22 protein-coding genes are annotated in these 24,419 nt (G+C 66.3%); 4 read left to right on the top strand and 18 right to left on the bottom strand.

Annotated elements, in window-relative coordinates; genetic code table 11:
- Positions 1-13: 13 nt before the first annotated feature.
- Together ACFRAU_RS08920 and ACFRAU_RS08915 are read right to left on the bottom strand one after the other, a co-directional pair.
- Positions 14-706 (bottom strand): potassium channel family protein, encoded by a 693-nt coding sequence (locus ACFRAU_RS08920; RefSeq protein ID WP_377993613.1) that lies wholly within the window; start codon positions 704-706, stop codon positions 14-16.
- Positions 699-2,159 carry a TrkH family potassium uptake protein gene (locus ACFRAU_RS08915; RefSeq protein ID WP_377999611.1) on the bottom strand — a complete coding sequence of 487 codons (1,461 nt, stop codon included), beginning with the start codon at positions 2,157-2,159 and terminating at the stop codon, positions 699-701. Before ACFRAU_RS08915 ends, ACFRAU_RS08920 begins: the two co-directional genes overlap by 8 nt.
- A 411-nt stretch (positions 2,160-2,570) precedes the next feature.
- Between ACFRAU_RS08915 and ACFRAU_RS08910 the strand changes: the two genes are divergently transcribed.
- Positions 2,571-4,553: an amino acid transporter gene (locus tag ACFRAU_RS08910; protein WP_377999610.1), complete on the top strand. Its 1,983-nt coding sequence runs from the start codon at positions 2,571-2,573 to the stop codon at positions 4,551-4,553.
- A 95-nt stretch (positions 4,554-4,648) separates the two neighbouring features.
- Here ACFRAU_RS08910 and ACFRAU_RS08905 read toward each other — a convergent pair whose 3' ends face one another.
- Positions 4,649-5,359, bottom strand: a complete 711-nt coding sequence (locus ACFRAU_RS08905) for a TetR/AcrR family transcriptional regulator C-terminal domain-containing protein (RefSeq protein ID WP_377999609.1) — start codon at positions 5,357-5,359, stop codon at positions 4,649-4,651.
- Positions 5,360-5,463: 104 nt separating this feature from the next.
- Between ACFRAU_RS08905 and ACFRAU_RS08900 the strand changes: the two genes are divergently transcribed.
- Together ACFRAU_RS08900 and ACFRAU_RS08895 are read left to right on the top strand one after the other, a co-directional pair.
- The gene (locus tag ACFRAU_RS08900; RefSeq protein WP_377999608.1) at positions 5,464-6,684 is read left to right on the top strand and encodes a glycosyltransferase; all 1,221 of its coding nucleotides are present in this window, start codon (positions 5,464-5,466) and stop codon (positions 6,682-6,684) included.
- Between the two features lie 342 nt (positions 6,685-7,026).
- Positions 7,027-7,875 carry a phosphatidylinositol-specific phospholipase C/glycerophosphodiester phosphodiesterase family protein gene (locus ACFRAU_RS08895; RefSeq protein ID WP_377999607.1) on the top strand — a complete coding sequence of 283 codons (849 nt, stop codon included), beginning with the start codon at positions 7,027-7,029 and terminating at the stop codon, positions 7,873-7,875.
- A 23-nt stretch (positions 7,876-7,898) separates the two neighbouring features.
- Here the strand turns inward: ACFRAU_RS08895 and ACFRAU_RS08890 are convergent, their stop codons facing one another.
- The 8 genes from ACFRAU_RS08890 to glgX form a co-directional block, all read right to left on the bottom strand.
- Positions 7,899-8,591: a hypothetical protein gene (locus tag ACFRAU_RS08890; RefSeq protein ID WP_377999606.1), complete on the bottom strand. Its 693-nt coding sequence runs from the start codon at positions 8,589-8,591 to the stop codon at positions 7,899-7,901.
- 433 nt (positions 8,592-9,024) lie between these two features.
- Positions 9,025-9,567: a signal peptidase I gene (locus ACFRAU_RS08885; protein WP_377999605.1), complete on the bottom strand. Its 543-nt coding sequence runs from the start codon at positions 9,565-9,567 to the stop codon at positions 9,025-9,027.
- A gap of 17 nt (positions 9,568-9,584) precedes the next feature.
- On the bottom strand, positions 9,585-10,208 hold the full coding sequence (locus tag ACFRAU_RS08880; protein ID WP_377999604.1) for a SipW-dependent-type signal peptide-containing protein: 624 nt from the start codon (positions 10,206-10,208) through the stop codon (positions 9,585-9,587).
- Between the two features lie 8 nt (positions 10,209-10,216).
- Complete coding sequence (locus ACFRAU_RS08875; protein WP_377999603.1) at positions 10,217-10,867, bottom strand: SipW-dependent-type signal peptide-containing protein; 651 nt, start codon at positions 10,865-10,867, stop codon at positions 10,217-10,219.
- A gap of 236 nt (positions 10,868-11,103) precedes the next feature.
- Positions 11,104-11,766, bottom strand: coding sequence for a class F sortase (locus ACFRAU_RS08870; RefSeq protein WP_377999602.1), 663 nt, complete (start codon positions 11,764-11,766; stop codon positions 11,104-11,106).
- 4 nt (positions 11,767-11,770) lie between these two features.
- Positions 11,771-12,664: a hypothetical protein gene (locus ACFRAU_RS08865; protein ID WP_377999601.1), complete on the bottom strand. Its 894-nt coding sequence runs from the start codon at positions 12,662-12,664 to the stop codon at positions 11,771-11,773.
- Between the two features lie 232 nt (positions 12,665-12,896).
- A complete protein-coding gene (locus ACFRAU_RS08860; RefSeq protein WP_377999600.1) occupies positions 12,897-13,151 on the bottom strand; it encodes a hypothetical protein in 255 nt (84 codons plus the stop codon).
- Positions 13,152-13,476: 325 nt separating this feature from the next.
- Positions 13,477-15,642 (bottom strand): glycogen debranching protein GlgX, encoded by a 2,166-nt coding sequence (glgX, locus tag ACFRAU_RS08855; RefSeq protein WP_377999599.1) that lies wholly within the window; start codon positions 15,640-15,642, stop codon positions 13,477-13,479.
- 214 nt (positions 15,643-15,856) lie between these two features.
- On the opposite strand from glgX, the gene ACFRAU_RS08850 reads away from it, so the two are divergent.
- Positions 15,857-17,077: an MFS transporter gene (locus tag ACFRAU_RS08850; RefSeq protein WP_377999598.1), complete on the top strand. Its 1,221-nt coding sequence runs from the start codon at positions 15,857-15,859 to the stop codon at positions 17,075-17,077.
- A gap of 101 nt (positions 17,078-17,178) precedes the next feature.
- Here the strand turns inward: ACFRAU_RS08850 and ACFRAU_RS08845 are convergent, their stop codons facing one another.
- The 7 genes from ACFRAU_RS08845 to ACFRAU_RS08815 all read right to left on the bottom strand — a co-directional run bounded on the left by ACFRAU_RS08845 (position 17,179) and on the right by ACFRAU_RS08815 (position 24,310).
- On the bottom strand, positions 17,179-17,859 hold the full coding sequence (locus tag ACFRAU_RS08845) for a hypothetical protein (protein WP_377993635.1): 681 nt from the start codon (positions 17,857-17,859) through the stop codon (positions 17,179-17,181).
- Positions 17,860-18,225: 366 nt separating this feature from the next.
- Complete coding sequence (locus ACFRAU_RS08840) at positions 18,226-18,828, bottom strand: hypothetical protein (protein ID WP_377999597.1); 603 nt, start codon at positions 18,826-18,828, stop codon at positions 18,226-18,228.
- 2 nt (positions 18,829-18,830) lie between these two features.
- Positions 18,831-19,148 (bottom strand): hypothetical protein, encoded by a 318-nt coding sequence (locus ACFRAU_RS08835; RefSeq protein ID WP_377993639.1) that lies wholly within the window; start codon positions 19,146-19,148, stop codon positions 18,831-18,833.
- A 501-nt stretch (positions 19,149-19,649) separates the two neighbouring features.
- Complete coding sequence (locus ACFRAU_RS08830; RefSeq protein ID WP_377999596.1) at positions 19,650-20,801, bottom strand: serine hydrolase; 1,152 nt, start codon at positions 20,799-20,801, stop codon at positions 19,650-19,652.
- Between the two features lie 223 nt (positions 20,802-21,024).
- Positions 21,025-22,296, bottom strand: coding sequence for an aminotransferase class I/II-fold pyridoxal phosphate-dependent enzyme (locus ACFRAU_RS08825; RefSeq protein WP_377999595.1), 1,272 nt, complete (start codon positions 22,294-22,296; stop codon positions 21,025-21,027).
- Entirely contained in the window at positions 22,293-23,150 is an 858-nt protein-coding gene (locus ACFRAU_RS08820) for a class I SAM-dependent methyltransferase (RefSeq protein WP_377999594.1), read from the bottom strand. Before ACFRAU_RS08820 ends, ACFRAU_RS08825 begins: the two co-directional genes overlap by 4 nt.
- 188 nt (positions 23,151-23,338) lie before the next feature.
- Positions 23,339-24,310 (bottom strand): D-glucuronyl C5-epimerase family protein, encoded by a 972-nt coding sequence (locus ACFRAU_RS08815; RefSeq protein WP_377999593.1) that lies wholly within the window; start codon positions 24,308-24,310, stop codon positions 23,339-23,341.
- Positions 24,311-24,419 lie beyond the last annotated feature (109 nt).

Below are 24,419 nucleotides of genomic sequence, written 5' to 3'. Positions count from 1 at the left end.
GGGCCGACAGGACCTACGGCATGTTGCTGAACCGCTCCGCCTGGGTCTTGCTGCCCTGCACGATGATCTGGTCGTCGTCGTACAGGACCGTCTGCGCGGTGGTGTGGCCCCAGATGCCGCCGGGGCGCTTGACCGCCACGATGGTGATGCCGTACTTGTCGCGCAGGCCCAGCACGCCCAGCGGACGGTCGCGGGCCTCGGTGGGCGGGCTGGTGCGGATCATCACGAAGTCGTCCTCGAACTCGACGTAGTCCAGCAGCGAGCCGCGGACCAGGTGGGCCACGCGCTTGCCCATGTCGTGCTCGGGCCGGATCACGTGGTCCACGCCGAGCTGGTTGAGGATCTCGGCGTGCGGTTCGCTGATGGCCTTTGCCCAGATCTGCGGCTTCTTGAACATGAGCAGGCGCGAGGTGGTCAGGATGCTCGCCTCGATGTCGCTGCCGATGCCCACCACGGCGCGGTCGAACTCGTGGACGGAGAGCTGGCGCAGCACCTCCTCCTTGGTGGAGTCGGCCCGGACCACGTGCGTGAGCCGGCCGTTGTAGGACTGGACGGTGTCCTCGCTGGAGTCGATGCCCAGCACCTCGGTGCCCTGCGCCTCGAGCTCCAGCGCCAGCGCCCCGCCGAAGCGGCCCAGCCCGATGACCACCACCGTGTCAGCCTGCGCCCCGGATTCGGGTGAGCGGGAGAAGAAATTCTTAGCCAATGAGGGGCCTTTCCTTCGGGTATTCATAGAGAAGCGGGCGTTCGCGGAGCGCCAGCGCGGCGCCCAGCGTCACCGGTCCGAGGCGCCCGATGAACATCAGCAGGATCAGCACCACCTGCCCGGCCGGCGGGAGGGCGGCCGTGATGCCGGTGGACAGCCCCACCGTTGCAAAAGCGGAGATCACCTCGAACAGGATCCGCTCCTGGCCGAAGTCGGTGATGATCATGAGGAACATTGTGGAGCCGACCACCAACCCGATGGCCAGCAGCACCACGGTGATGGCCTGCCGGTGCACGGCGCGGGAGAGGCGCTTGCCGAAGATGTTCACGGCCGTTCCGCCCTGCAGTTCGGTCAGCAGGATGAAGAACAGCACGCTGAAGGTGGTGATTTTCAGGCCGCCCGCGGTGCCGGCCGGGCCGCCGCCGATGAACATGAGGATGTCCATGCCCAGCCAGGACACCTCGTGCATGTGCCCGATGTCGATGCTGTTGAACCCGGCCGTGCGGGTAATGACGGACTGGAAGAATCCGGCCAGGATGCGTTCGCCGGGTTTGAGGGCGCCGAGGGTGGCAGGGTTGGACCACTCGACGGCGGTCAGGAACACGGTGCCCGCGGTGAGGAGCACGGCGGTGCCCACCAAAACCAGCTTGGTGTTCATGCTCCAGTGGATGGGCCGCTGGTACTGCCTGCGCAGTTCGAACAGCACCGGGAAGCCAAGGCCGCCGATAATCACCGCGGCCGCGATGGGCAGGCAGATCCACGGGTCGCCTGCGAAGCCGATGAGGTTGTCCGTGTGCAGCGCGAACCCGGCGTTATTAAAGGAGGACACCGAGTGGAAGACGCCGTGCCACAGAGCCCGCGCGGGCTCGTAGCCGTAACCAGCGACGAGCCTGGCGGCCAGGATCCCCGCGAGGACAATCTCCACGGTGAGGCTGATGGCGAGCACCCCGAGCAGAACGCGGCGCACGTCGCCGAAACCCGTGCTCTTGATCTCCGCGGCCGCCGACAGCCGCGAACGCAGGCCCAGGCGGCGGGCCATAAGCACCCCCAGCAGCGTGCCGAAGGACATGACTCCGAACCCGCCGACCTGGATCAGGGCCATGATCACCGCCTTGCCGAAGACGCTCCAGTACACCGCAGTGTCCACCGTGATCAGCCCGGTGACGCACACCGAGGACGTGGAGGTGAACAGGGCATCGAGGAAGGGTGCGCCGCCGGGTCCGTTCCGCGAGACGGGCAGCATGAGCAGCCCCGTGCCGACGGCGACGGCGGCGGCGAACCCGAGCACGATCACCTGGGCAGGGTGTTGGGGCGCGAAGACGTTGAGGATGCGCGGGAAGACCTTGGAGCCGCCGGGCCACAGGGGCTTTTGGGTATCCGGCCGGGACCCTTTGCCGGGAGGCCTGGCGTTCCTGCCCGCAGGCCGGGCCTTCGGGTCAGGAACGTCGCGCATACGCGTCACGCTACCACCGCGGAATTCCCTGGGGCCGGTGTGAAGGGCGAGGCGTTAAGAAAGCGTTAAGATCCCCGGTTTTGGCGCTTTTCGGATTCCGGCCGGTGCTAGGCTCCCGTGGTCATCAGCAAACTGCCCATGTGAATCGAAGGACCCCGTGGCCACCTTAAGCACGCAAGGCCGTGTCCTGCCATGCTGACCCAAAGCGCCCCGTTGCTGTGGCTGATCCTCGGGATCGGCGTCACCGGCTACATGATCTACCGGCTTATCAGAGCAACGAAGTAGCCCCCGCCGTCGGACCCCTCCCGCGGTTCGACGGCGGGTTACCGGCCCTCCCTCACGTTTCGCCGCTTGATCCCCGACGCTTCCTCACCTACCGGCGCCGGCCCCCAAGATCCAGAAAGACACTTCATGACCGCACCTGCCCAATACTCCGTTCCGGCCAGCGTGCCCAACCCAGAACTGGAACATGGCCCCGGCAGCGCGTTCACGCGGTGGCTGCTGGAGCACAAGGTGCACCAGCCGGTGGGCCCGGAGTCCGAGGAAGGCACCGGGCACCAGCAGAGTTGGTGGAAGGTAATGTGCCTGACCGGCGTGGACTACTTCTCCACGCTGTCCTACCTGCCCGGCATCGCCGCGCTCGCCGCCGGGGCGCTGTCGCCGCTGGCCACGCTGCTGATCGTGGCCTTGACGCTGCTGGGCATGCTGCCGATGTACCGGCGGGTGGCGCAGGAGAGCCCGCACGGGCAGGGGTCTGTGGCCATGCTCGAGAACCTGCTGCCGTTCTGGCGCGGGAAGGTGTTCGTGCTGGTGCTGCTCGGGTTCGTGGCGACGTCGTGGATCATCACCATCACGCTGTCCGCCGCCGACGCCACGGTGCACATGCTGGAGAACCCGTACCTGCCGCCGTTCCTGGAAGGCCAGGCGGTTCCCATCACCGTGGTGATGCTGCTGATCTTGGGCGGCGTGTTCCTGCTGGGCTTTTCCGAGGCGGTGGCCGTGGCCATACCGCTGGTCGGCGTCTTTCTGCTGCTGAACGCCGTGATCATCGGCACGGGAATTTACGACGCCGTCACCCAGCCGGGTGCCGTCGCCGCCTGGATCGGTTCGCTGGGTTCGTTCGGCGGCGGCTTCTTTAACATCGCCGGCCCCGCGGTCCTGGCGTTTCCGCTGCTGGTGCTCGGCCTTTCCGGTTTCGAAACCGGCGTCAGCATGATGCCCCTGGTGAAGGCTTCCGGTTCTACGCCTGAGGAGACGCTCCGGAACCGGATCCGCAACACCCGCAAGCTCCTCACGACGGCGGCACTGGTCATGAGCGTGTACCTGATCGGCAGCAGCTTCGTGACCACCGTGCTGATCCCGGCCGAGGCGTTCCAGGAGGGCGGTCCGGCGAATGGCCGTGCCCTGGCCTACCTGGCGCATGAGCGGCTGGGCAACGGCTTCGGGTCTGTCTACGACATCAGCAGCGTCCTGATCCTGTGGTTCGCCGGTGCCTCCGCGATGGCCGGGCTGATCAACATCGTGCCCCGCTACCTGCCTTCCTACGGCATGGCTCCGGACTGGTCCCGCGCGGTGCGGCCCGTGGTCCTGGTGTACACGGCCATCAGCATCCTCATCACCATCGGCTTCAAGGCCGACGTCAACGCCCAGGCCGGCGCGTACGCCACCGGGATCCTGTTCATGATGGTCTCCGGCGCGGTGGCCGTGAGCATCTCCGCCGCGCGCAAGAAGCGCCGGGGTGCCGCCGTGGGCTTCACTCTCCTGACGCTGGTGATGCTGTACGCGCTGGTGGAGAACGTGATCGAGAAGCCGGACGGACTGGCGATCTCGGGGTTCTTCATCCTGGGCATCGTGGCCGTCTCCCTGGTGTCCCGTGTCTCGAGGACCACCGAGCTGCGGGTGGACCGGATCGAGTTCGACGATGCCGCGCGGCGCTTCGTCACGGACACGATTGACTACGACGGGCGCATCAACATCATCGCCAACCGCCCGCAGGCCAGGGACGCCAAGGAGTACGCGGAGAAGGAAGCCACGCAGCGGGAGAACAACCCGGTGCCCGGCACGGCCGACGTGATGTTCCTGGAAATCGATGTCACAGACCCCTCTGGCTTCAGCGACGTCCTCGAGGTGCGCGGCGTCGAGGTGGCCGGGCACCGTGTCCTTCGCGCCACGAGTCCGGCCGCGCCCAACGCCATCGCAGCGATCCTGCTGGCCCTGCATGCCGCCACGGGCGTACGGCCTCACGCCTACTTCGAGTGGGCCGAGGGCAACCCGCTGGCCCACCTGATGCGCTACCTGCTGCTGGGCCGCGGCGACACCGCCCCCGTGGTCCGCGAGATCATCCGCGAAAACGAGCCCGATCCCGCCCGCCGCCCGGGCATCCACGTCGGCTAGCCGGCCGTCCCCGGCAACCCCCGACGCTCTCTCGCCTGCTGCCGCTTATTCCCGACGCTCTCTCACTTTTCGTCGTGTTTTGCTGGGACGCTTCTTCAGGCGGAACCGGCGGCTGCCGGAAGGCCCGCGCCTGCCAGGTAATTGGTGATGACAGCGGTGAATACATGTTCGGGTTTCTCGGGTTCATGTTGCCCGGTGAGTGCGCCGGCCAGCAGCGGGTAGTTCCCGGACAGGACTACATCGGAGAGGTACTGCAGGCGGGCGTTCGCCCCGCCGAGGCCCGCCCCGGAGCTGTGGACTGACGCCAGCTCGTTTTGCACGAAGGCGGAGGTGATGGCCGTCATCATGGCCACGGTCTGCAGCTTCGCGGGGCCCGGCAGGTCCACGGCCTCCAGAACAGACAAGGCATGCTCCAAATATCTGAGCGAATTTGGTCCCATTGCGGGCCGGGTCAGCAGCAGCGGAGCCAGCCACGGATGCCGGTGCATGATGACACGGCCCTGCCGCGCCAGGTTCAGCAGCTGGTTCGGTGGAGTTTCCTTGGAAGGGGCAAGGTGGTATTCACCGCTGACCGTGTCCACGATGAGTTCGATGAGCTCGTCGTGCGATTTCACATACCGGTACAAGGACGCCGCGCCGGCCCCGATACCGGCGGCAACGCGTCGGATGGACACAGCCGTCAGGCCGTCCCGGTCGGCGATGTCGATCGCCGCCGCAGCAATACCCGCGCGTGAGTGTTCGGGTTTCGGCCCGACGACGGAACGCTCCGGCCGCCGCCAGACATCGATGGGGTCATGAGCGGGCATGAATGCTCCTACTTTCGTTCAGCCCCTTGGGTTAGGTTCTGTACCCATTCCATCCTATTCTTAATTGCGAACGGTGTTCGCAATTGACGGGAATGAGGAATGGCATGCGAGTACTCATGGTTACGCCCGGGACCCGGGGAGACGTCGTCCCGATGGCCGGGCTCGGCAGCAGGCTTCGGACCATGGGCTTCGACGTCGCCATCGCGGCCAATGCCGCCTATGCGCCGCTGGTCGCCTTTGCCGGGTGCGAGCACCGCGAGCTGCCCGGTGACATGAGCCACCTGGTCAGCCCGGCCCCTCCCGGGAAGAAGGCCACGGGCGCGGATCTGCGCAGGTACATGGGTGAACTCGGTGACTACATGGACCTGGCGGCGACCGGCACACTGGCCGCGGCCGGGGCCGGGGCCGATGTGATCCTCGCCAATGCAGTCGCACCCTATGCCTACGACGTGGCCGAGGCCCTCGACATCCCCGTTCTGGGCGCCCATCTGCAGCCGACCGAACCCAGCAGCGCCTACCCGCCCGTGGTCCTGGGGACCGCCCGCAGCTTTGGGCCGGCCGGGAACAAGCTGCTCGGTTCACTCATATCCGCGGGAAAAGCACCCTACGACGCCCCGAGCGCCCGCATCCGCCAGGTGCTCGGGCTACCCAAAAGGGCCAGGTCCGCGTCCGAACGGGCGCGCAGAAAAGCCAACCGCCCGGTGCTCCACGGCATCAGCACCACAATATTTCCGCGCCCGGCAGACTGGCGATCCGGACTCACCATGACCGGCTACTGGTGGCCGGCAGCCGATCCTGCCTGGCAACCAGCCCCCGAGCTGCTTGAATTCCTTGCGGACGGTCCGCCCCCGGTCTTCATCGGCTTCGGCAGCAGCGCCGCCCTGGACACCGACTTCATGCTCGACGCCGCACGCCGCGCGGGAGTGCGCGCGGTGCTGCAAGGAGTCCAGGGTGTCTCCGGGCCCGATGCCATCAGTATCGGAGCGGTTCCGCACGAATGGCTGTTCCCGCAGATGGCTGCGGTGGTGCACCATGCCGGCGCCGGGACCGCCGCAGCAGGGCTGCGCGCCGGTGTGCCGGCGGTCAGCGTGCCGATATACACCGACCAACCGTTCTGGGCCGCGCGGATCACATCCCTCGGCGCGGGCCCGCAACCGGTACCGTACAAGGAGCTCACCGTTGAGCGGCTGGCAGCGGCCATCAGGCAGGCCGCCACGACTCCGGCCTACACCGCCCGTGCACGCCAACTGGCGCAGGCCCTCACCGCGGAGGAGAGCATCGCGCCTGTTGTGACAGCGCTGCGGGCCGCTGCAAAGCAGATCTAGCGCGTTCGGAACGGCCGTCTCCGCTGGAAGCCAAGCGCGTTTTCAATGTTCCGTTTCGGACGCTTCCTCAGTTTGCGTCGCGTCCTTCCGCACGCTCTCTCACCTTTGGTCGGGTTCTGCGGGACGCTTCCTCACCGTTGGTCGGGCCTGTCGAGATCACGGGTTTCCGCCCGCTGGTTTCGGAAGGCTCGGCCAGAGGCGCAGGACACGTCCTGTTCACCGCGGTGTCGGCTGCCTGTGGGTAAGCGTTAGCTGCCGGCAGGCAGGGTGGTGGGGCGCGCCGTCGGACGTTCACAATCCGGGAAGCGCGGCCGCGTCCCAACCGCACAAAAGGAGAACCCTGTGCTGCTCAAAAGCACCGTCACTGCCCTCTTCGCCCTCACGGCGCTCGCCGGAATTGCCGCCCCGTCCGTCGCGGCGCCGGATGCCGCCATCGTACTGGGGGAGCCGCATGCCGCGGCGCACGCGCACAACGACTACGAACACGGCCGGCCGCTGTTGGACGCGCTGGAACACGGGTTCACCAGTGTGGAGGCGGACGTCTGGCTGGTGGACGGCGAGCTGCGCGTGGCGCACGACCTTGCGGATGCGCGCGCCGGCGTCACCCTCGAAAGCCTCTACCTGGACCCGCTGGACAAGCTCGTGCGGCAGCAGGGCCACAGCGTTTACCCGGGTTGGGATGGCAGCCTGCAGCTGCTGATCGACATCAAGAGCGACGGCGAAACGACTTATGCGGCCGTCGAGAAGGAACTGGCTGAGCACCCCGCGCTGATGACGCGCTACGCCAACGGCAAGGTCTCTGCCGGGCCGGTCACCGCCGTCATCAGCGGCAACCGACCGCTCGCCACCATGCAGGCTGCGGACAAACGGTTCGGGTTCTATGACGGCCGGTCAGCGGACCTGGCTTCAGGAATGCCTGCCACGCTGATGCCGCTGGTCAGCGACAACTGGACCAAGCTGTTCACGTGGCAGGGCGTTGGTCCCATGCCGGAGTCCGAGCGCGCCAAGCTGCGCGCGTACGTGGAAGCGGCGCACGCGAAGGGGTACCGGGTACGGTTCTGGGCAACGCCGGACCAGGCCGGCCCGGCGCGTGACGCGATGTGGACCGAGCTGCTTGATGCCGGCGTCGACAACATCAACACTGACGACCTCCCCGCGCTGGATGGGTTTCTGAGCGCGCGCGGGGCGTAGTTTCTTGTTCGAGGGCCGGAGGCTTACGGTCCCCGGCCCTCGTCGTCTTCCCGGGGCCGGGTTTCGGTGGCATTCCTCGCCAGCTTCACGGCGGTGGCGCTCATCTCATCCGAGAGACGGACGACGTCGTGCATTCCGAACAGCCGGCGGTCATTGCTGAAGGCGGTGATGGCTGAACCGGTCTCGGTGGATTCCATGAAGAAGTGGACCGGCGCTTTCCGTTTCATGTGCGGGCCCGCGTCCCGGTGCCACCACTGCTCGGCATGCCACTCCCTGCCGAGCTGCACCCAAACGGTCTTGCCGATTACGCGCGCCTCGGTGCCGGGCTGCTGGAAGAGCCGGAGCAGAGCCTCCTGTGCCCGGGTGGGAGACAAGTCTGTCTTCCAGGTCTCCTCGTTCATGAAGCGGGTTGTGGCTGTGCCGCGCATGATGCCGGCGGGGAGAGGAATGGGCTGGTTCAGGACGGCGCCGTTCGTCCAGAGGACCACAAGGAATGCTCCGCCTGCGTACAGGAATATGTTGGGGACCAGGCTGAGCGGGAAGTTGTCCGACCTGTCGAAGGCCAACTGGAGCAGGAGCCATACAACGAAGAATGTGAGCCCAGCCCAGAATCGACGACGGCGGGAGTTCAGGAAGAGCAGTGCCCTCTGTTTGCGGCTGAGGGGCTCGCGGTCTGGACCGTTAGCGGCGCCCGGAGTGGTGGGCTCGGGGGTCATACGCGGCAGCTTGTGATGAGGCCAGTTAGTGCACTGACAGTACCTTCGATCGAGGAAGATTCCCATTGACCTGGACCGATGGTCTTCACTGAAACTGTGTAGGTGCCTAGGGCTAGCACTCCAACGTCGACGGTCAGGGCTCGTTTGTTCGCCGGCTCAAGAGTTGGTGACAGAACTACTGCATTCCCGTTCTTGACCATCCACGAGAAACCGGTTGGCTCCACCCCGCCGTCAGGTTGTGACCAATTGAACGTGTACTTGCTTCCTGTGGTCCGGGTGCAACTTACCCAGGCCGGAGGAAGCACCGTCCCCGCCACGAACGTCCCTGTCGCCTGCTGCGGCACTGTCCAGGCCGCCGTCGTAGGTTCCGGCGGAGCCACCACCAGGGCCGCCACCAAGGTGAGGAGTCCGACGGCGGCAAGCAGCCGCCGCTTCACGTCGCCGCTTCCTCGGGCTCGCCTTTCGCCCGGCGGCCTCTGCGGTGGGGCTCCTCTCGGGGCCAGAAGGCCCACGTCACCACGACGGCCATCACGACGGAAAGGCCGCCGAGTATCAGCGGGTTGTTGGCAGCATTGACCGTGTAGGCGAGTTCGGGCACAGACCAGAGAACGATCCGCACCGTCTGGATTTCGTAGGGCAGGGGATCGTCGGTGGGGTTGGCGTCGCCGCGCATCGTGATTTTGGCTGCACCGCCTTCAGCCGGCATCACCGACGTGACTCGGTGCGTCACGGGCAGGGCCGACGCCCGGTCGACGGTGACGACATCGCCCACACGTGCTTCGGACGCTGGGATCTTCTTGACCACGGCGAGCGAGCCAGCCGGGATTGTCGGGCTCATGGAACCGGTCTTGAACATGATCAGGGTGATCTGGAAGAAGAACGCAAGGATCACCAGAACGATGCAGACAGTGCCGCCGAGGGCAGCGACGTTCAGGAAGGCGTTGCCCAGCCGGCCCTGCATGTTCGTTCGGCTCATGTCCGGTTCTTTCCTAACTAGTTCGAGATCCCCGTGAAGAGCCAAGTCACCGTTGCGCCCTTGCCTTGGTAGCTGTTGTCTGCGCCTTGCTTTATGCGGACGTCGAAGCAGTAACGCAACTCGCCCAACGGTGCACCAATCGGCGACGCGACAGGTGTGTCTTGCACCGCAGTCGCCGGCCGGTACGCCGACGACGATCCGGCGATGTACGTCGCCGATCCGGAGAAGGCGCCCGAATCGCATGTCGCCTCCGTCAACACCGCCCGGTACTCCAGCACGGGCGACAAGTCGCCAACCGGCGTCGAACTTGCCAGGGTGACTTTTCCACCGACGGTTGATGATGACGTCGTGCGGATCTTCAGCCAGGCGTATTTCGACGCTTCCGGCGACAATCCACCCGCGCTGACAACAAGGGAGGCGTCGCCTTCAGTACTGTCTTTCCAGAGGTTGGGAAGTGTGCTGGATTCGGTGCTTGATTCCAATCGGAACGTGCTGGCCGTGAATTTGCCTGCGGCATACTCAGAGTCAGACCAGGAAGCCAGGGTCACACTGGCGCCCATGCCAAGGACGAGGGCGCCAGCGAGGACCGCGCGTACACGGGTGAAATTGCGGTGCCGCATTCGTTTCACGTGCTTGCCCACGGCACTGACTACGCCGCCTGGGACTCCGCGATGAATTCCCAGGTTGCTGTGACGGTTTTATCCTGTTCCAGTCCACTGCCCGCGGTCACCTGAATACACAAGAATTTCTCGTCTCCTGCGTCCGTTCCGATATTGGCAGAGGTCTCGAGTACGACGGGAGTGTTGTTCACAGCGCTGTCCAGTGTTGCGCCTTGAGCTATTGACGTTCCTGTCGGGTCGACGTGGCAAGCTGCAAAGGAAGCGACCTGAGTGATCGTGTAGCTCAGGCTTGAGATTGCGTTTGCGTCCCCGTCAGCCGTTGCGTCCACGGAAACCGAAGCCTTGTATGTGCTGTCCTTGTCTAGGCGCAGGGCATAAGGGGCGGCTACCTTTCCGCCGGGGCTCATGTTGCTGAAACTTGTCGTGAACGTCAGCGCCGCGGCCGAGACGTCATCTTCGTGGTCTGCGAAGTTCACGTTGGGATCTGCCGTGCCTTCGATGTCAAAATGCCCGCTATCGAATATTCCCTTCGCGAACTCGGAGTCGTTCCATGCGGCGAGCGTCACGGCTGCACCGATGCCAAGAACAAGGCCGCCGGCCAGAATTGCTTTAGCCTTCCTGCGCTTTGATTTATCCGCAGAGGGCGGAGGTGTGGCAGGTGTGATTTCGGTTGTGGACATGGTTCCCCCAGGAAGTATTTTGTCGGATTTTTGCAACCGAACTCATACTGTCACAGCGCTCTCACTTGCCTGCCTCATCACGCCTAAGATTGCCGCAGGATTCCATCAATATTGAATCAAGACTGCTAATCAGTGCGGGAGCGTCGGGAAATATGCGGCGAAAGCTGAGGGAGCGTCGGGAAATAAGCGGCGAAAGCTGAGGGAGCGTCGGGCCAGTCACGGCGGGTCGGTGCAGCTTACGCAGCGGGGGAGGCCGTGACCACCACGTTCTTGCCCCACGGGTCCTCGGTGTAGCAGCTGATCAGCACCACCCGGTTGGGCACGACGTTCCAGATGGCGCTGTCCTTGAGCGTGTTTTTGTCGTGCGTGGTCACCGAATCCACCACGTACTGCAGCGTCCCCTTGGCAGTGGTGACCGTGACCGCTTTGCCCACGAGCGACTCGTCGCTGAGCCGGTTGAACGGAGCATCCCGGCCGTCCCAGCTGTGCCCCACGATGTAGGTCGTATTGACCGACCCCGCACCGGGCACGCCGTAGCTCGTCAGCCAGTACGCGTCGACGGTCAGCGGCGGCACGAGCGATTCCGAAGCCAGTTCGTCCGCACTCGGCGTCAGCGGCAGGACCCGCACGTTCAGGTCGGCGGCCGCGATTGACACCGCCGTCGGCGCCGTCGCCAGCGGCCGCACCGCCTTGCGGGCAACGGGCGTGGCACTCGCGGACCCCGTGGCTAAAGGAACGGCTGAAGGCACGACGGCGGTGCTGCCGCCACCGTTCGGGGGAACGGCGTTCGACGGCGCCAGGAAAAGAGCGGCGGCCAGACCAGCCGCAGCAACTGCGGGCACGGCAAGCCACCGCCGGCGGATGGGCCGGCGCTGGCTGGTCGTGGTTTGCGGTACCAAGTGCTTACCTGCGGGCGCGCTCCAGGCGGCGCATCCTCATGGCCACGGCCGCGGGCACAGCGATGCCCGCCGCCAGGAGACCGGCGAGGAGCGCCAGGCCGGGGTGAACGCCCGGCTCGGCTTCTGCCGCGGTCTGCACGTTCAGGCCCCTGTTCGTGGCGACCGCCGCGGTGCCGCCCCCGGCGGGAGTCACGTCGACCGCATTGGCGACGGCCGGCGTCGTGCTTCCCGGGACAGTAACGGGTGCGTTCACCGGCGGCGTGACCGCCGGGTCAACACCGGTGGAGTCCGGGTTGCATGCCGCCAGGAACGCCTCGAAGAGACCCGCGAGGTCGGCGGCGGAGGTTTCATCGAGCGAGACGGCGGCCAGCGCGGCGTCGAAGTCGGCCGCCGCTGCGTTGAAGGCGTCCTGGGCGGCGATGATCTCCGGCGTGTTAATGGCTGCGTCGTACGCCGCGGTCAGGTCCGTTACGGTCTGCCGGGCGGCGTCTTCGGCCTCTTCGGCCGCTTTCGTGGCGTCCTGGGCTGCACTGATGGCGGCCGGATCGCCCGAATCCTCGGCCTCTTCCTCTGCCGCTTCGGCGGCGTCGGTCGCTGCGATGGCGTCCTCCAGCGCGGCCTGAGCCGTGGCGAGTTCGGCGGCGGGGATCGCTCCGGCCGCTTCGACCATCGCGAGATACCCCGACTCGGCGTCGGCGGCGACTGCGGCCTTGGACTCGAGATCGGCAACTGTGGTTTCAGTGATGCCGGCGGCAGAGAGGGCGGCCTCGAACTGGCCGGATGCCTGCACGCACGCGGCGTCGCCCGGCGCTGCGGCGGCCGTGGGGGCTCCGAGGAAGAGCCCGCCAGCGAACACAGCCGCTGACGAACCGGCGGCGACCCATTTGGATACGGTCATGGTGTGTGCGTCCCCCAAACACGAAGTGGCCCCCGGGACAGCCCCGGCGGTTCAGCGCGCAGCAGAACGGCTCATGGCTGTTGCTCCGAAGATTCCGGCTGGACCAGGCTGGAGAGACGCTCGTGCTGCTAATCATCCGGTGTACGACGGCGAGACCTCAGTTTTACCTGAATGCCGCCCGGAAGATTGCTGTGAGAGTAAAAATACATAGCGATGTCGGTCGTGGCAAACGTCACTGGCTTGCGACGTCGTTTGGACCGCCGGCCGCCGGCCGCACGACGTGCACGGCCAGCGGATCGATGAGCTTCCGGGTCCCGCCCCTGGCCTCGAAAATCCAGAACATGCCAAGGACAGGCACGGTTTCCGTCACCGTTCCCACGTAGTAAAGCTGACCGTTGTAGCGGGCCTCAATCACGTCGCCGGGCGAGAGGTAGCGGCAGTCGATGATGCGGCCGGCTTCTTTGCCGGTCGCGGCTGATTCGTGCATGGCGAGCTCCGTCCTGGCGCCGTCGTCGGGCACTTTGGTCCTGTCGCGCCGTTGGCGCTCTTTCAGGATGGGGCCGCTACATTGCCGGGCGGTTTCCGCCGGGTGATTTCCGCGTGACCTGCGTCGTGCCGGCCTGTTGGGCGGCGGGAGGTGAGGGAGGGTTGGGGGAAAGGCGGCGGGAGGTGAGGAAGGGTTGGGGGGAAGGCGGCGGGAGGTGAGGGAGCGTTGGGGGGAAGGCGGCGGGAGGTGAGGAAGGGTTGGGGAAAGGCGGCGGGAGGTGAGGGAGCGTTGGGGAAAGGCGGCGGGAGGTGAGGGAGCGTCGGTTTCAGGCGGGGCCGGGGGACTGCAGGCCGGGGGCCAGGGAGAGGTTGGGTTCGGGCTGGGCGAGGTCGCGGGCGCGGAGCACCGCCATGGACTTTGCGGCCACCTTCAGCACCGAGCCGGTGTCGACAGGGCCGCGTTCCACTCCTGTCCCGGCGGTGTTGATCACCATGTCCCAGGCCTCGGCGAACTCGCCGGCCGGGAGCGTGAACTTGATGTCGTCGTCGTTCGCGTTGAAGTACAGCAGGAAGTTCACGTCGGTGATGCGGCGGCCGCGGTCGTCCCGGCCTTGGATGCCGTCGCCGTTGAGGAACACGCCGATGGTCCGGCCGAAGCCGCGGCCCCAGTCCTCCGGGAGCATCTCCGTGCCGTCCTCGTTCAGCCACACGATGTCCGGCAGCTTCTCGCCCTTGCCGCGCCGCACCGGCCGGCCGTCGAAGAAGGTGCTGCGCCGGAACGTGGGGTGCTGGGCGCGCAGCCGGTTCACCGCGGCGGTGAAGTCCATGAGCGGCATGTCGATGGCGTCCCAGTTGACCCAGCTGAGCTTGGAATCCTGGCAGTAGGCGTTGTTGTTGCCCTGCTGCGTCCGGCCGAGCTCGTCGCCGTGCAGGATCATCGGCACGCCCTGCGAGAGCAGCATGGTGGCGATGAAGTTGCGCTGCTGCCGCGCCCTGAGTGCCAGGACGGCGGGATCCGACGTGGGGCCCTCCATACCGCAGTTCCACGAGCGGTTGTGCGATTCGCCGTCGCGGTTGCCCTCGCCGTTGGCCTCGTTGTGCTTCTCGTTGTAGGACACCAGGTCACGCAGCGTGAAGCCGTCGTGCGCCGTGACGAAGTTGATGGACGCCACCGGCCGCCGCCCCGACCTCTCATACAGGTCCGCGGACCCCGTCAGCCGCGACGCGAACTCGCCCAGCGTGGCCGGCTCGCCGCGCCAGAAATCCCGCACGGTGTCGCGGTACTTGCCGTTCCACTCGGTCCACTGCGGCGGGAAGTTGCCCACCTGGTACCCGCCCGGTCCAACGTCCCACGGCTCCGCGATCAGCTTCACCTGCGACACGATCGGGTCCTGCTGCACCAGTTCAAAGAACGTGGAGAGCCGGTCGACGTCGTAAAACTCCCTGGCCAGCGCGGCGGCGAGATCGAAGCGGAACCCGTCCACGTGCATCTCGGTGACCCAGTACCGCAGCGAATCCATGAGCAGCTGCAGGGAGTGGGGTTGCCGCACGTTCAGGGTATTTCCGGTGCCCGTGTAGTCGACGTAGTACTGCTTGTCATCCTCCAGCAGGCGGTAGTACGCGGCGTTGTCGATCCCCCTGAAGCTCATGGTGGGGCCCAGATGGTTCCCTTCCGCCGTGTGGTTATAGACGACGTCGAGAATCACCTCGATCCCCGCACGGTGCAGTGAGCGGACCATCGCCTTGAAGTCCTGCACCTGCTGGCCCATCTGGCCGATCGAGCTGTAGGTGTTTTGCGGCGCGAAGAAGCCGATGGTGTTGTAGCCCCAGTAGTTGCTGAGGTTCATCTCCTGCAGCGTCCCGTCATTGACGAACTGGTGCACCGGCATCAGCTCGATGGCCGTGACGCCCAGCCGCTGCAGGTGCGCAATGACGGCGGGATGGGCGACGCCGGCAAAGGTGCCGCGCTGCTCCTTGGGTACCTCGGGGTGGAGTTCGGTGAGCCCGCGGACGTGCGCCTCGTAGATGACCGAGCGGTGGTAGGGGATCCGGGGCGGCCGGTCTCCGGCCCAGTCGAAGAACGGGTTGATCACCACGCCCAGCATGGTGTGCGGCGCCGAATCCTGGTCGTTCCGGGAGGCGGTGGCGCCGAAGTTGTAGGAGAACATCGCCGGGTGCCAGTGCACCTGCCCGGCAACGGCCTTGGCGTACGGGTCCAAAAGGAGCTTGTTGGGATTGCAGCGCTGGCCCTTGGCGGGGTCGTAGGGCCCGTGGACCCGGTACCCGTACTTCTGGCCGGGCTGGATCTGGGGCAGGTAGCAGTGCCACACATACCCGTCCGCTTCAAGAAGCTCCACGCGCGTCTCGGTGCCGTCGCCGGCTATCAGACACAGCTCGACGGCGGTGGCCGCCTCGCTGAAGAGCGCGAAGTTTGTCCCCATCCCGTCAAAGGTCGCACCCAGTGGATACGCGCTGCCCGGCCAGACTTCCATGATCACTCCTGCGGCTGTTCAGTTTTCCGAACCATGTTCGATGTCCGGTTGGGGTCCGCGCGCCTCGCCCTGACACAAGGCTAAGCACACTTAGTAGTTTCGCCAAGCGCGGCCTATGAAGCTGTGACGTTGTAAATCAAATTGTTTGTGATTCTGGACTCGTGGCGCCCGGGTTTCCGCGGCGGCGGCACCGCCCGCGCCTAGGATGAGGGTGATGACTTCGCCTCCGCCCGACAGCCCGCCGCCCTTTAGCCTCCGCGGCATTGCTGTTCCGGCGTTCGGCCCTGCCCTCCTGTTCAGCACCGGCCAGGGCGCGATCCTGCCGGTGGTGGCACTTTCCGCCGTCCAGCTGGGTGCGTCCGTAGCTGTGGCCGCTTTGATTGTCACGCTGATCGGCCTGGGCTCCTGGTTCTTCAACCTGCCGGCCTCGATGATCACGCTGAAGTTCGGCGAACGGTGGTCCATCGTGGGTGCTGCCGCGGCGGGGGCACTGGCCCTGCTGGCCGCCGGGGTGTCCCTGGTGATGGGCAACGGACTCTGGCTGCTCGCGGTGGCGATGGCCGTCGTCGGAATGTCCGCGGCAGTCTTCAGCCTGGCCCGGCAGAAGTACCTCACGGAGGCAGTGCCCGTGGAGTTCCGCGCCCGGGCCCTGTCCACCCTGGGCGGTGTGAGCCGCATCGGCACGTTTATCGGCCCGTTCATCGGCGCCGCCGCCATCGCCTTCGTTGGCATCAGCGGCGCGTACTGGGTGGGGGTGGCCGGCATGGCCGCCGCCGCCGTGCTCGCCGTGACCGTCCCCGACCTCGTGGCTGTGGGCGGGGCCTCCGCCACGACAGGCCCGGAGCCCACACTGCGCGGCGTGGCCGTCTCGCACGCGGGCGTTTTCCTGACGGCCGGAACCGGCATCCTGCTGCTCAGCGCCCTGCGCGCCTCCCGCCAGGTGGTTATCCCCCTGTGGGCCGACCACCTGGGCCTCGACCCCACGCACGCTTCGCTGGTCTACGGGCTCTCCGGGGCGATCGACATGCTGGTTTTCTACCCGGCGGGCAAGGTGATGGACCGGCGCGGGAGGCAATGGGTGGCCATACCGTCCACGCTGATCATGGGCGTGGCCCTGCTGCTGATCCCGCTCACCGCCGGGTTCACCAGCCTGCTGCTCGTGGCCCTGCTGATCGGCTTCGGAAACGGCATCAGCTCCGGCCTGGTGATGACACTCGGCGCCGACTTCTCGCCAGACCGCGGCCGCGGGCAGTTCCTGGGACTCTGGCGGTTCATGGCCGACGCCGGATCCACCGGCGGCCCGGTGCTCCTCTCCGCGGTGACGGCGGTAGCCTCCCTCGGCGCCGGAGTGACGGCCACCGGGGTACTGGGGTTCGCGGCGGCAGGCGTGTTCGCCGTCGTGCTTCCCAGGCTCAGGCACCGGCGCAACTACTGACGCCAAACCCAACTGACTCGCAGTTGTTGTCGTTTTGAGGGCTGAAAACGACAACAACTGCGAGTCAGTTGGGCGGCGGCACGAGGGCCGTTACGGTTTGCTTAGCTCCCGGCCCAGCGGCGGAGCGTGCTGTTCACGAGGCCGATCAGCACGGCCGTCCACCAGCACGCCTGCGAAATGCTGAGCGCGATCAGCAGACGCGTGCGCAGCCGGCTGCCCAGCTCGCTGAAGCTTGTATCCCGGGGAAGCGCGAACATCTTGTGCATGGCCGGCGCGATGCTCAGGCCATTCAGCATCAGGATGAGCACACAGCCCAGCTTCACAGCGGTCACCGGGTTGGTGATGTCGGGATGGATGAGCGCTCCCGATGCCAGCAGCAGCGCGAGGCCGCCCCAGATCAGCGGCTTAGTTGCGCGTTCAAGCTTGGGAGATGCATGCATGTGCACCTTGCCCAAGAGCCACAGCAGGCCCAGCCAGTCGACAACAAGGATGGTGCCGAAGGCCAGCACGAGGGCGAGGATGTGCCCGGCGAGCCCGATGCGGTGGAGTACAGGTCCGAACTCCACAAAGTGCCCCACCAGGACGGACGCGAGCCAGCCCGCGGTGCAGAGGATGCCGAGCAGGAACAGCCGGATCGTCTGCTTTCGGGGGGTGGCCTTCCTGAGCGCGGCGCGGTTGCGGCGGGCAGGAGCGGCAGGGTGCCGGGGCTGGTATCTGGATGCGGGGTTGGTGGCGGTTCGGGTTTCAGGGCGGGTCAAGGTGGTGCGGGTGTCGGCGTACATAATGCCGGCCTTTCATCACTGTTGTGCTCCCCTGAATGGTGCCGGGAGCTGGCTGGCCGGGTTGTTCCGGACAGCAGGGAATTGCTGGGCTTGGTTGGGGATTTATTTAGGAGCCGGGAGCGGCTGGCGCGCTGCGATGCAGGGCGCAGGCTGCTGGAGTTTGCGGTTCCAGGGGCGTTTCGGTCTACCTAAATGAATACGATACAGGTTGATTTATGGATTAAGCAAAGAAAGAGTTACCAATTCGTTGGCGTGTCGATGCTAGATCTGGTCTCACACTCATGTAATGGAGCCGATGTAGGAGGGTCTTCCGCGTGGGTGCAGAAGGCCCGCGTGGACGGTTCCGCCCCCGTCGGAAGTCGCGCTTTAGTCGTCCGAACCGTGTCCGCCGCTGTCGCCGCCCGGTTGAGACGCCTTGCGCTGTCCGCCCTTGTCATCGCCCGGTTGTGGGGCCGTGCGGAGGCCGGTTTTGTCGTCGCCAGCCTGGACGGGTACGACGGCGGGGCTCGCGTTGGGCTGGGAGCCGACGGTGCCGTCGGGCTGGGAACCGGCAGGGCCGGCGTCGGACTGCGAAGTGGAGTCGCCGGTGGGCCGGGAAGTGGAAGTGCCGGCGTCGGACTTTTTTGTAACAATGCCGCCTCTATCGTCCCCGACGTAACGCGATTCGGTGGACGACGACGTCCGGCGCCTGCCCCCGTCGTCACCGGACTTCGGCGTGCCGGCAGTTTTCGCGGCGGCCGGAGGTGTCTTGCCGCCGCCGACCGTGGAGGTCACCCTTGGCGTCACTTTCGCGCCGACGATGGCGGCCGGGGCCGGAGAATTGCCGGAGTTGGTCGGCAGGAGGATGCTGTTCGCGTTGCCGGTGCCCGCCGGTGTGGTGTTCAGAACCTGCGTGTTGACGGCGAGGGCGGCGGATCCGGTCACGAGGATCCCGGCCACCGATAGCGCCAGGGCTGCTCTGGTTTTCATGGTCAGCTTCTGTCCTTCATCTCGTGCAAATGCGCCAGCATTGCCCGTTCCGGGTGTCCGGGATGTTCGGAGATGTTCCTGAGCAGCGACAGCCGGGTCTCCGGGTCGAGGCCCTCGTCGCCGAGGATTTCGCCGATGAGCCGCATCAGCTGGCGTTGCAGTATGCCGCCCCGGGGAGCGTGCTGGGCTGGGCGGTGGCCGCCACGGGCCGGGTCAGGAGCTGCTGCGGGTACGCCGGCGGCGTGCCGGGCAGGTAGCCTCTCCGGCGTGGGGGACTGCCAATGGCTGTCACCTGGTGAATACGGGTCCGGGCTCATCATCATATTTACCTTCCACCTGCGCCGCCCCGCGGGCCCTTCCGGCATGCGCTGAGACCGGCGGCGTTGCCGGCAAATCCCGGTGTGAAGGGGAATGCCGTCTGCCGGTATTGTTCCGGTACTCCATGGTGGATTTGCTGGTGGACCTTGGAGTCCTGAGGAGGCGGGGTCCCCCCAGCGGGAAGGTGCGCCTGCAGTGTGCGGCGGCGGGCGGCCGCTGGTGGGTTGGGGGTCTGCGTTTCCCAAGGTTAAACGGGATTTTCCTAGGAACGGCTGGCACGATCTTTCTATCTGGTCCGGCGCCACAGCCGCGAGTGGACGCTCGGCCAGCTGGCCGGCCCGGCATTGCACCCCCCTGACATGCCGGGCCGGCAACCCCCACTCTTTCTGCCGGGGGCACTTAGGCCGCCGCCAAGACGGGCCGCCGGCCCCACCCCCGGAAATCCTGCCGGGGATCCGCTGGCCCGCAGCCCGAAAGCTTCTGCCGGGAACCGCCGTCGTGCGTCAGAACACCTGTTCCACAACCGCCCGGGTGAGCTGCCGGATGATGGCCGTTTGTACGGGTATTTCCGCCACGCTGGCTCCCAGCGAGTACACCACGAAGGCGTAGGCGCGCCGGCCCTGGACCAGGATGCTCGCGTCATGCAGGTTCCCGTCGAGCAGCCCGTACTTGTGGAAGACGGTGACGTCCGGCGGCACTGCGGCGGGTATCAGTGTCTCGTAGTTGGTGTTTTGCATGTAGGACAGCAGCTCGGCGGTGTGGGCCGGGCTGAGCAGCCGGCCCGTGTAGAGCAGTGTCAGAACCCTGGCCGTCTCCGCCGGGGACAGGGTGTTGAAGGTCCTGTCGTACGGAATGCCGAGCGACGCCGCGTAATCATGGATCCCGTTCTGGCCGATGGCGCCGAGGATCAGGGCCCAGGATGTGTTGTTGCTTTGCTGGATCATCTGCCGGATCTGGAAGGCGGCACTCTGGCTGCCCAGCGGCGCCGCGAGGGACAGGACACCGGCCTCGGCGAGGTGGTAATACGCGGCCGCGGCAAGGATCTTGCCCGTGCTGGCCGCCACGAACTTCTCCCGGACGCCGTACTGGCGGACAACGCCGTCGGACATGTCAACGAGGGCCACCCCCAGCTGGTACCGGCTGTTGGCCGCAATGATGGCATTGAGCTGTTCCCCGAGCGTCGCGTCGGCGGGCGCCGCCGGCGCCGGTTGCGGTAGCGCGGGCGCCGCCTTTGGTGTTGGCGGGGCGGGGGCCGCCTTTGGCGTTGCCGGGGAGGGATGGACGACGGCGGCGGGCGGGGAAGGTGCCGCACGCTTGGTGGCCGTGGCCGTGGCCGTGGCCTTTGCCTTGGCCTTGGCCTGGGGTTTGGTCGGTTTTGCGCTGCCGGGAGATGGTGCCGGAGCTTGTTGGACCGGTTTGGTTGCCTGCAGTGCAGGGGTCCCTGAGGGGAAAGGCGACGCTGCCGGCACGGCCCGTGAAAGTGCCGGTGACGGAGCCACGGCTGACGCGTAGACGGTTGTTGCGGTCAGCACTATCGCGGCGCAGAGGATGAGGAGCCGGCCGCGGGCCTCCGTCGGCCAGGGGACTGTCCGGGTGGCTGCTTTGCCAAGCCGGTGGCGGCTGCGGGCGCGATGCCGGCCGGGGGCCCCGCTCATCGCCGGGACCTCATGGCCGGGACCTCATGGCCCGGACCTCGTGGCCGAGACCTCATCGCCATGGCCGGAAATGTGTAGCGCCTGCCACTCGCCTCACCCCAATTCGCCTGCCGCCTTCGTCAGGAGCGGCACAGGGCCACGCTGGCACTGGGAGGTTGGGAAAAGGTGGGGCTCTGGCTGGGAAAAAAGTTGACCTAGGCCACCAAAATGGGGGATGGCCCGGTCAGGGGAGTTTTCTGGGGTTGGCGGGAACGACCGGGATCAGGCCCGTGGGCAGCTTGATGTCGGCGTCCTCCGGGCGGTCCTGCCCCGCCCGTTCGATGGCCGCCCGGAAGTGGGGCAGGCTGCGCTCCACCATGTCCTCGCTGGCCGTGAGCGAAATCCGGAAAAACCCCGGTGTCTCGAACAGGACGCCCGGCAGCACAAAGACGTCCTCCTGGCCCAGTGCCTCGGTGAAGGCCTCGTCATCATGAATGGGGGACTGGACGAACAGGTAAAAGGTGCCCTCTGAGGGCCGGAGCCGGTACCCCATGCCGCCCAGCTCCTGGACCAGCCGGTCCCGCTTTTGCTGCAGCTGTCCGACGTCGATGGTGAACGTCTCCAGCCGCGGCAGCGCGTACTGCAGCACGGCGTTGGGGTAGATCCAGCCCATGGCCAGCTGCATGGCCTCGACCGCAGCCCCGAGTTCCTTGCGGTCCGGCATGCTCGGGGGGAGCGCCAGGTATCCGATCCGCTCGCCCGGCGACAGGTGCGTCTTGCCGTACGAGTAGGCCAGGAGCGTGAACGGATAGAACTCGGCGGGGCTGTGGAATCGCGCACCGTCGAAGACGATCCTGTTGTACGGCTCATCGGACACCAGGTAGATCCGCCGGCCTATCCGCGCCGACGCCTCGTCGAGGAGCGTGGCCAGCTGGCGGAGGAGCTCGGGCGGGTAGATCCTGCCGGTCGGGTTGTTCGGCGAATTGATGATCACTACTCGGGTCCGCTCCGTGATGGCCGCTTCAATGGCCGCCAGATCGAGGTCGAAGGTTTCGAAGTCGATCCGGACCTTCACCGGTACCAGCCCCGCCTCGACCGCGAGCGGCTCGTAGAGGAACCAGGGCGGCAGGCTGTAGATGACCTCGTCGCCCGGATCGGCAACCGCCTTCAGCGCAAGGGCGATCGCGGTGAAGCCTCCGGTGGTGAGGTACAGGTCCTCGGCTTCGAACGGAACATCCAGCAGCCTGCCCAGGGAATCCGCCGCCGCCTCCCGCGCATCCACCTCATTGGTCTTGTAGGCGAACCACTGGTCGTCGTGCGGATGGAGAGCGTCCCGGAGGGCGTCCACGTAGGCGTCCTGCGGCATCTGGTGCGGGTTGCCCAGGGTGAAGTCGCAGATGCCGGGAACGTGCTTGCGGCGGGCATAGGTGGAATGGTTCAGGTGCTCGGTGATCCTCCGGAAGGACGGAATGGAGGCCACCTCAAGGGCGCGGCGCGAGGCGGGGGAGGCCGTCACAGTCCGGTTTCCTGGGGCTTGGTGTTGGCCTTCGCCGTGAGCAGCAGGTACTCCCACTCCATCTGTGCGGGCGTATCGCCGTGGGCCTCGATGTACGTGTTGGCAAGTTCCGTGAGCGCGTCGTCCAGGGCCTTGGCCTTCTTCCCGTCACCGGACAGCGACTTGTACACGGAGATGGTGGGTCCGTAGTGCGACTTGAAATAGTGCAGGAAGTCTTCGGGCTGGCGGAAGCTGGTGATCGCGACGGTCCGCTTCTGCGCCCGGATCTCGCCCAGCCGGTCGCCGAACAGCTCACGGACATGGTCTGCGCTGCCCCACAGGGGGGCCGGCTGGGCGCCGGGCGGAGGCGGCGGAGCGAAGGGTTTCATGGTGGAGAACATCTGCCCGATGAAGCCCTCGGGGGTCCAGTGCAGCAGCCCAATGGTCCCGCCCGGCCTGCAGACACGGACTAATTCGTCGGCGCTCGCCTGGTGGTGCGGGGCGAACATGGCGCCGAGGCAGGACATGACGACGTCGAATTCGCCGTCCGCAAAGGGGAGGTTTTCGACGTCGGCCTCCACCCATTCGAGCTCAACGCCGCGGTCGGCAGCCTGCCGCCGCCCGGCGTCGAACATCTCGGGGGTGAGGTCGCTGGCAATCACCCGCGCACCCATCATGGCCGCGGGGATGGCCGCATTGCCGGCGCCGGTGCCCACGTCCAGGACACGCTGGCGCGGTTTGATGTTGCAGGCCTGCACCAGGATGGCGCCCAGATCCAGGAGGAGCTCGGTGGCAAGGGCAGGGTAATCGCCCTGCGCCCACATGGCCCGGTGTTTCTCCTTCAGGGCCTTGTCCGCCCCGACTTCGTCCTTCATGTCCGCGCACCTCTGCTTTCGCAGGTCCAGTAGCAGCGCTCTGCTGAGTCAGTGGAGGCTGTGGTGCGACTTATTGTGGGCTTCCCGGCTGGGCTTGTAAAGGTTGCGGAGCCCCGGCTGGGTAGCACATCCGGGCGTTATCAGGGCTGAGAACGCCCTGAGGTGCTACCCGGATCCGCGCAGGTGCGTCAAGAGTAGTCGGCCTTCAACAATGCCGACTGGGCGGCGAACGCCGGGTCCCCGGTTTGCCGGCCCAGGATGGCGAGCTGGTTGGTGACGCCCTTGTGGTAACCCGCGGGGGCCCGCCACACGTACTGGCCAAACGGGCTGGCAGCGTACCAGGAGATGGTTCCGGGCCGGCGGTAGCTGGTGAAGTGGTCGCGGATGGTTGTGGCAGCGGTGTTGAACATCCACTGCGCCGTGGGATTCTTGGTGAGCCGGTAGTAGTCGTAGGCTCCCCATGCCGCATAGATGTGCCCGTTGACCACGTGGCTGGGGGGAATGTTCGTGCCGACGTATTCCTCAAACCACATATAGATCTTGCTGCCCTTCAGCACCTGGTCCTGGAACCACGGCTGGCCGTTCTTCTTGGGCACCTGGTAGGAACGGAAGACGCGGTCGGCCTGGGTCTTCCAGTAGGTGTTGCCGGTGGTTTCGTACAGATTCACCAGCGTGGAGAGCATCATGCCCTGGGCCATGCCGGAATACCAGGGAATGCCCATGTTGATCTTGTTGCCCGGCGTGTGCCTGAACCTGTACGGGAACCAGGTGGCTCCGCTGGCGTCCGAGAACGAGCCGGACAGGATGTAGCGTGTGGTGGCGTCTGCGCGGCGCAGGTACTCGGGGTTCTTGGTGACGCGGTACGAGGAGAGCATCTGGTTCACGAACCACGCGCTGTTCACGGGGTGGTAGACCACCACGTTGTTGATCTTGATCTGCACCACGCCCTTGCTGTTCACCGTGCCCCACGTTGTTGCCGTCAGGGGAACCACGGCTGTGCCGATGTAAGGCGAGCCGCCGGCGGTGTTGATGGTGTAGTTCGCGTTGGCGTACGTGAGCTGCACGGGCGGGGCTGCCTGTGAAGTGACGGCAGCGGCCAGGAGCATCGCGGCGGCCGCGATCAATGCCGTAAGAGAGCGTGAAATATCGCGGACGCGCAAAGAAATTCCCCCAAGAGACCAGACAAGATTCCGCCAATGGTAGCAGCCCAACCAGGTCGCAGATCAGGGCGGTGGCACCGCGGGGGGACCCCCGATGATGGGCCGAGTT

The sequence above is a fragment of the Arthrobacter sp. NPDC056691 genome (assembly GCF_042791415.1).
Lineage (GTDB): Bacteria > Actinomycetota > Actinomycetes > Actinomycetales > Micrococcaceae > Arthrobacter.
The sequence above is the reverse complement of the archived record's forward strand: the minus strand, read 5'-3'. Positions and strand labels throughout refer to the sequence as shown.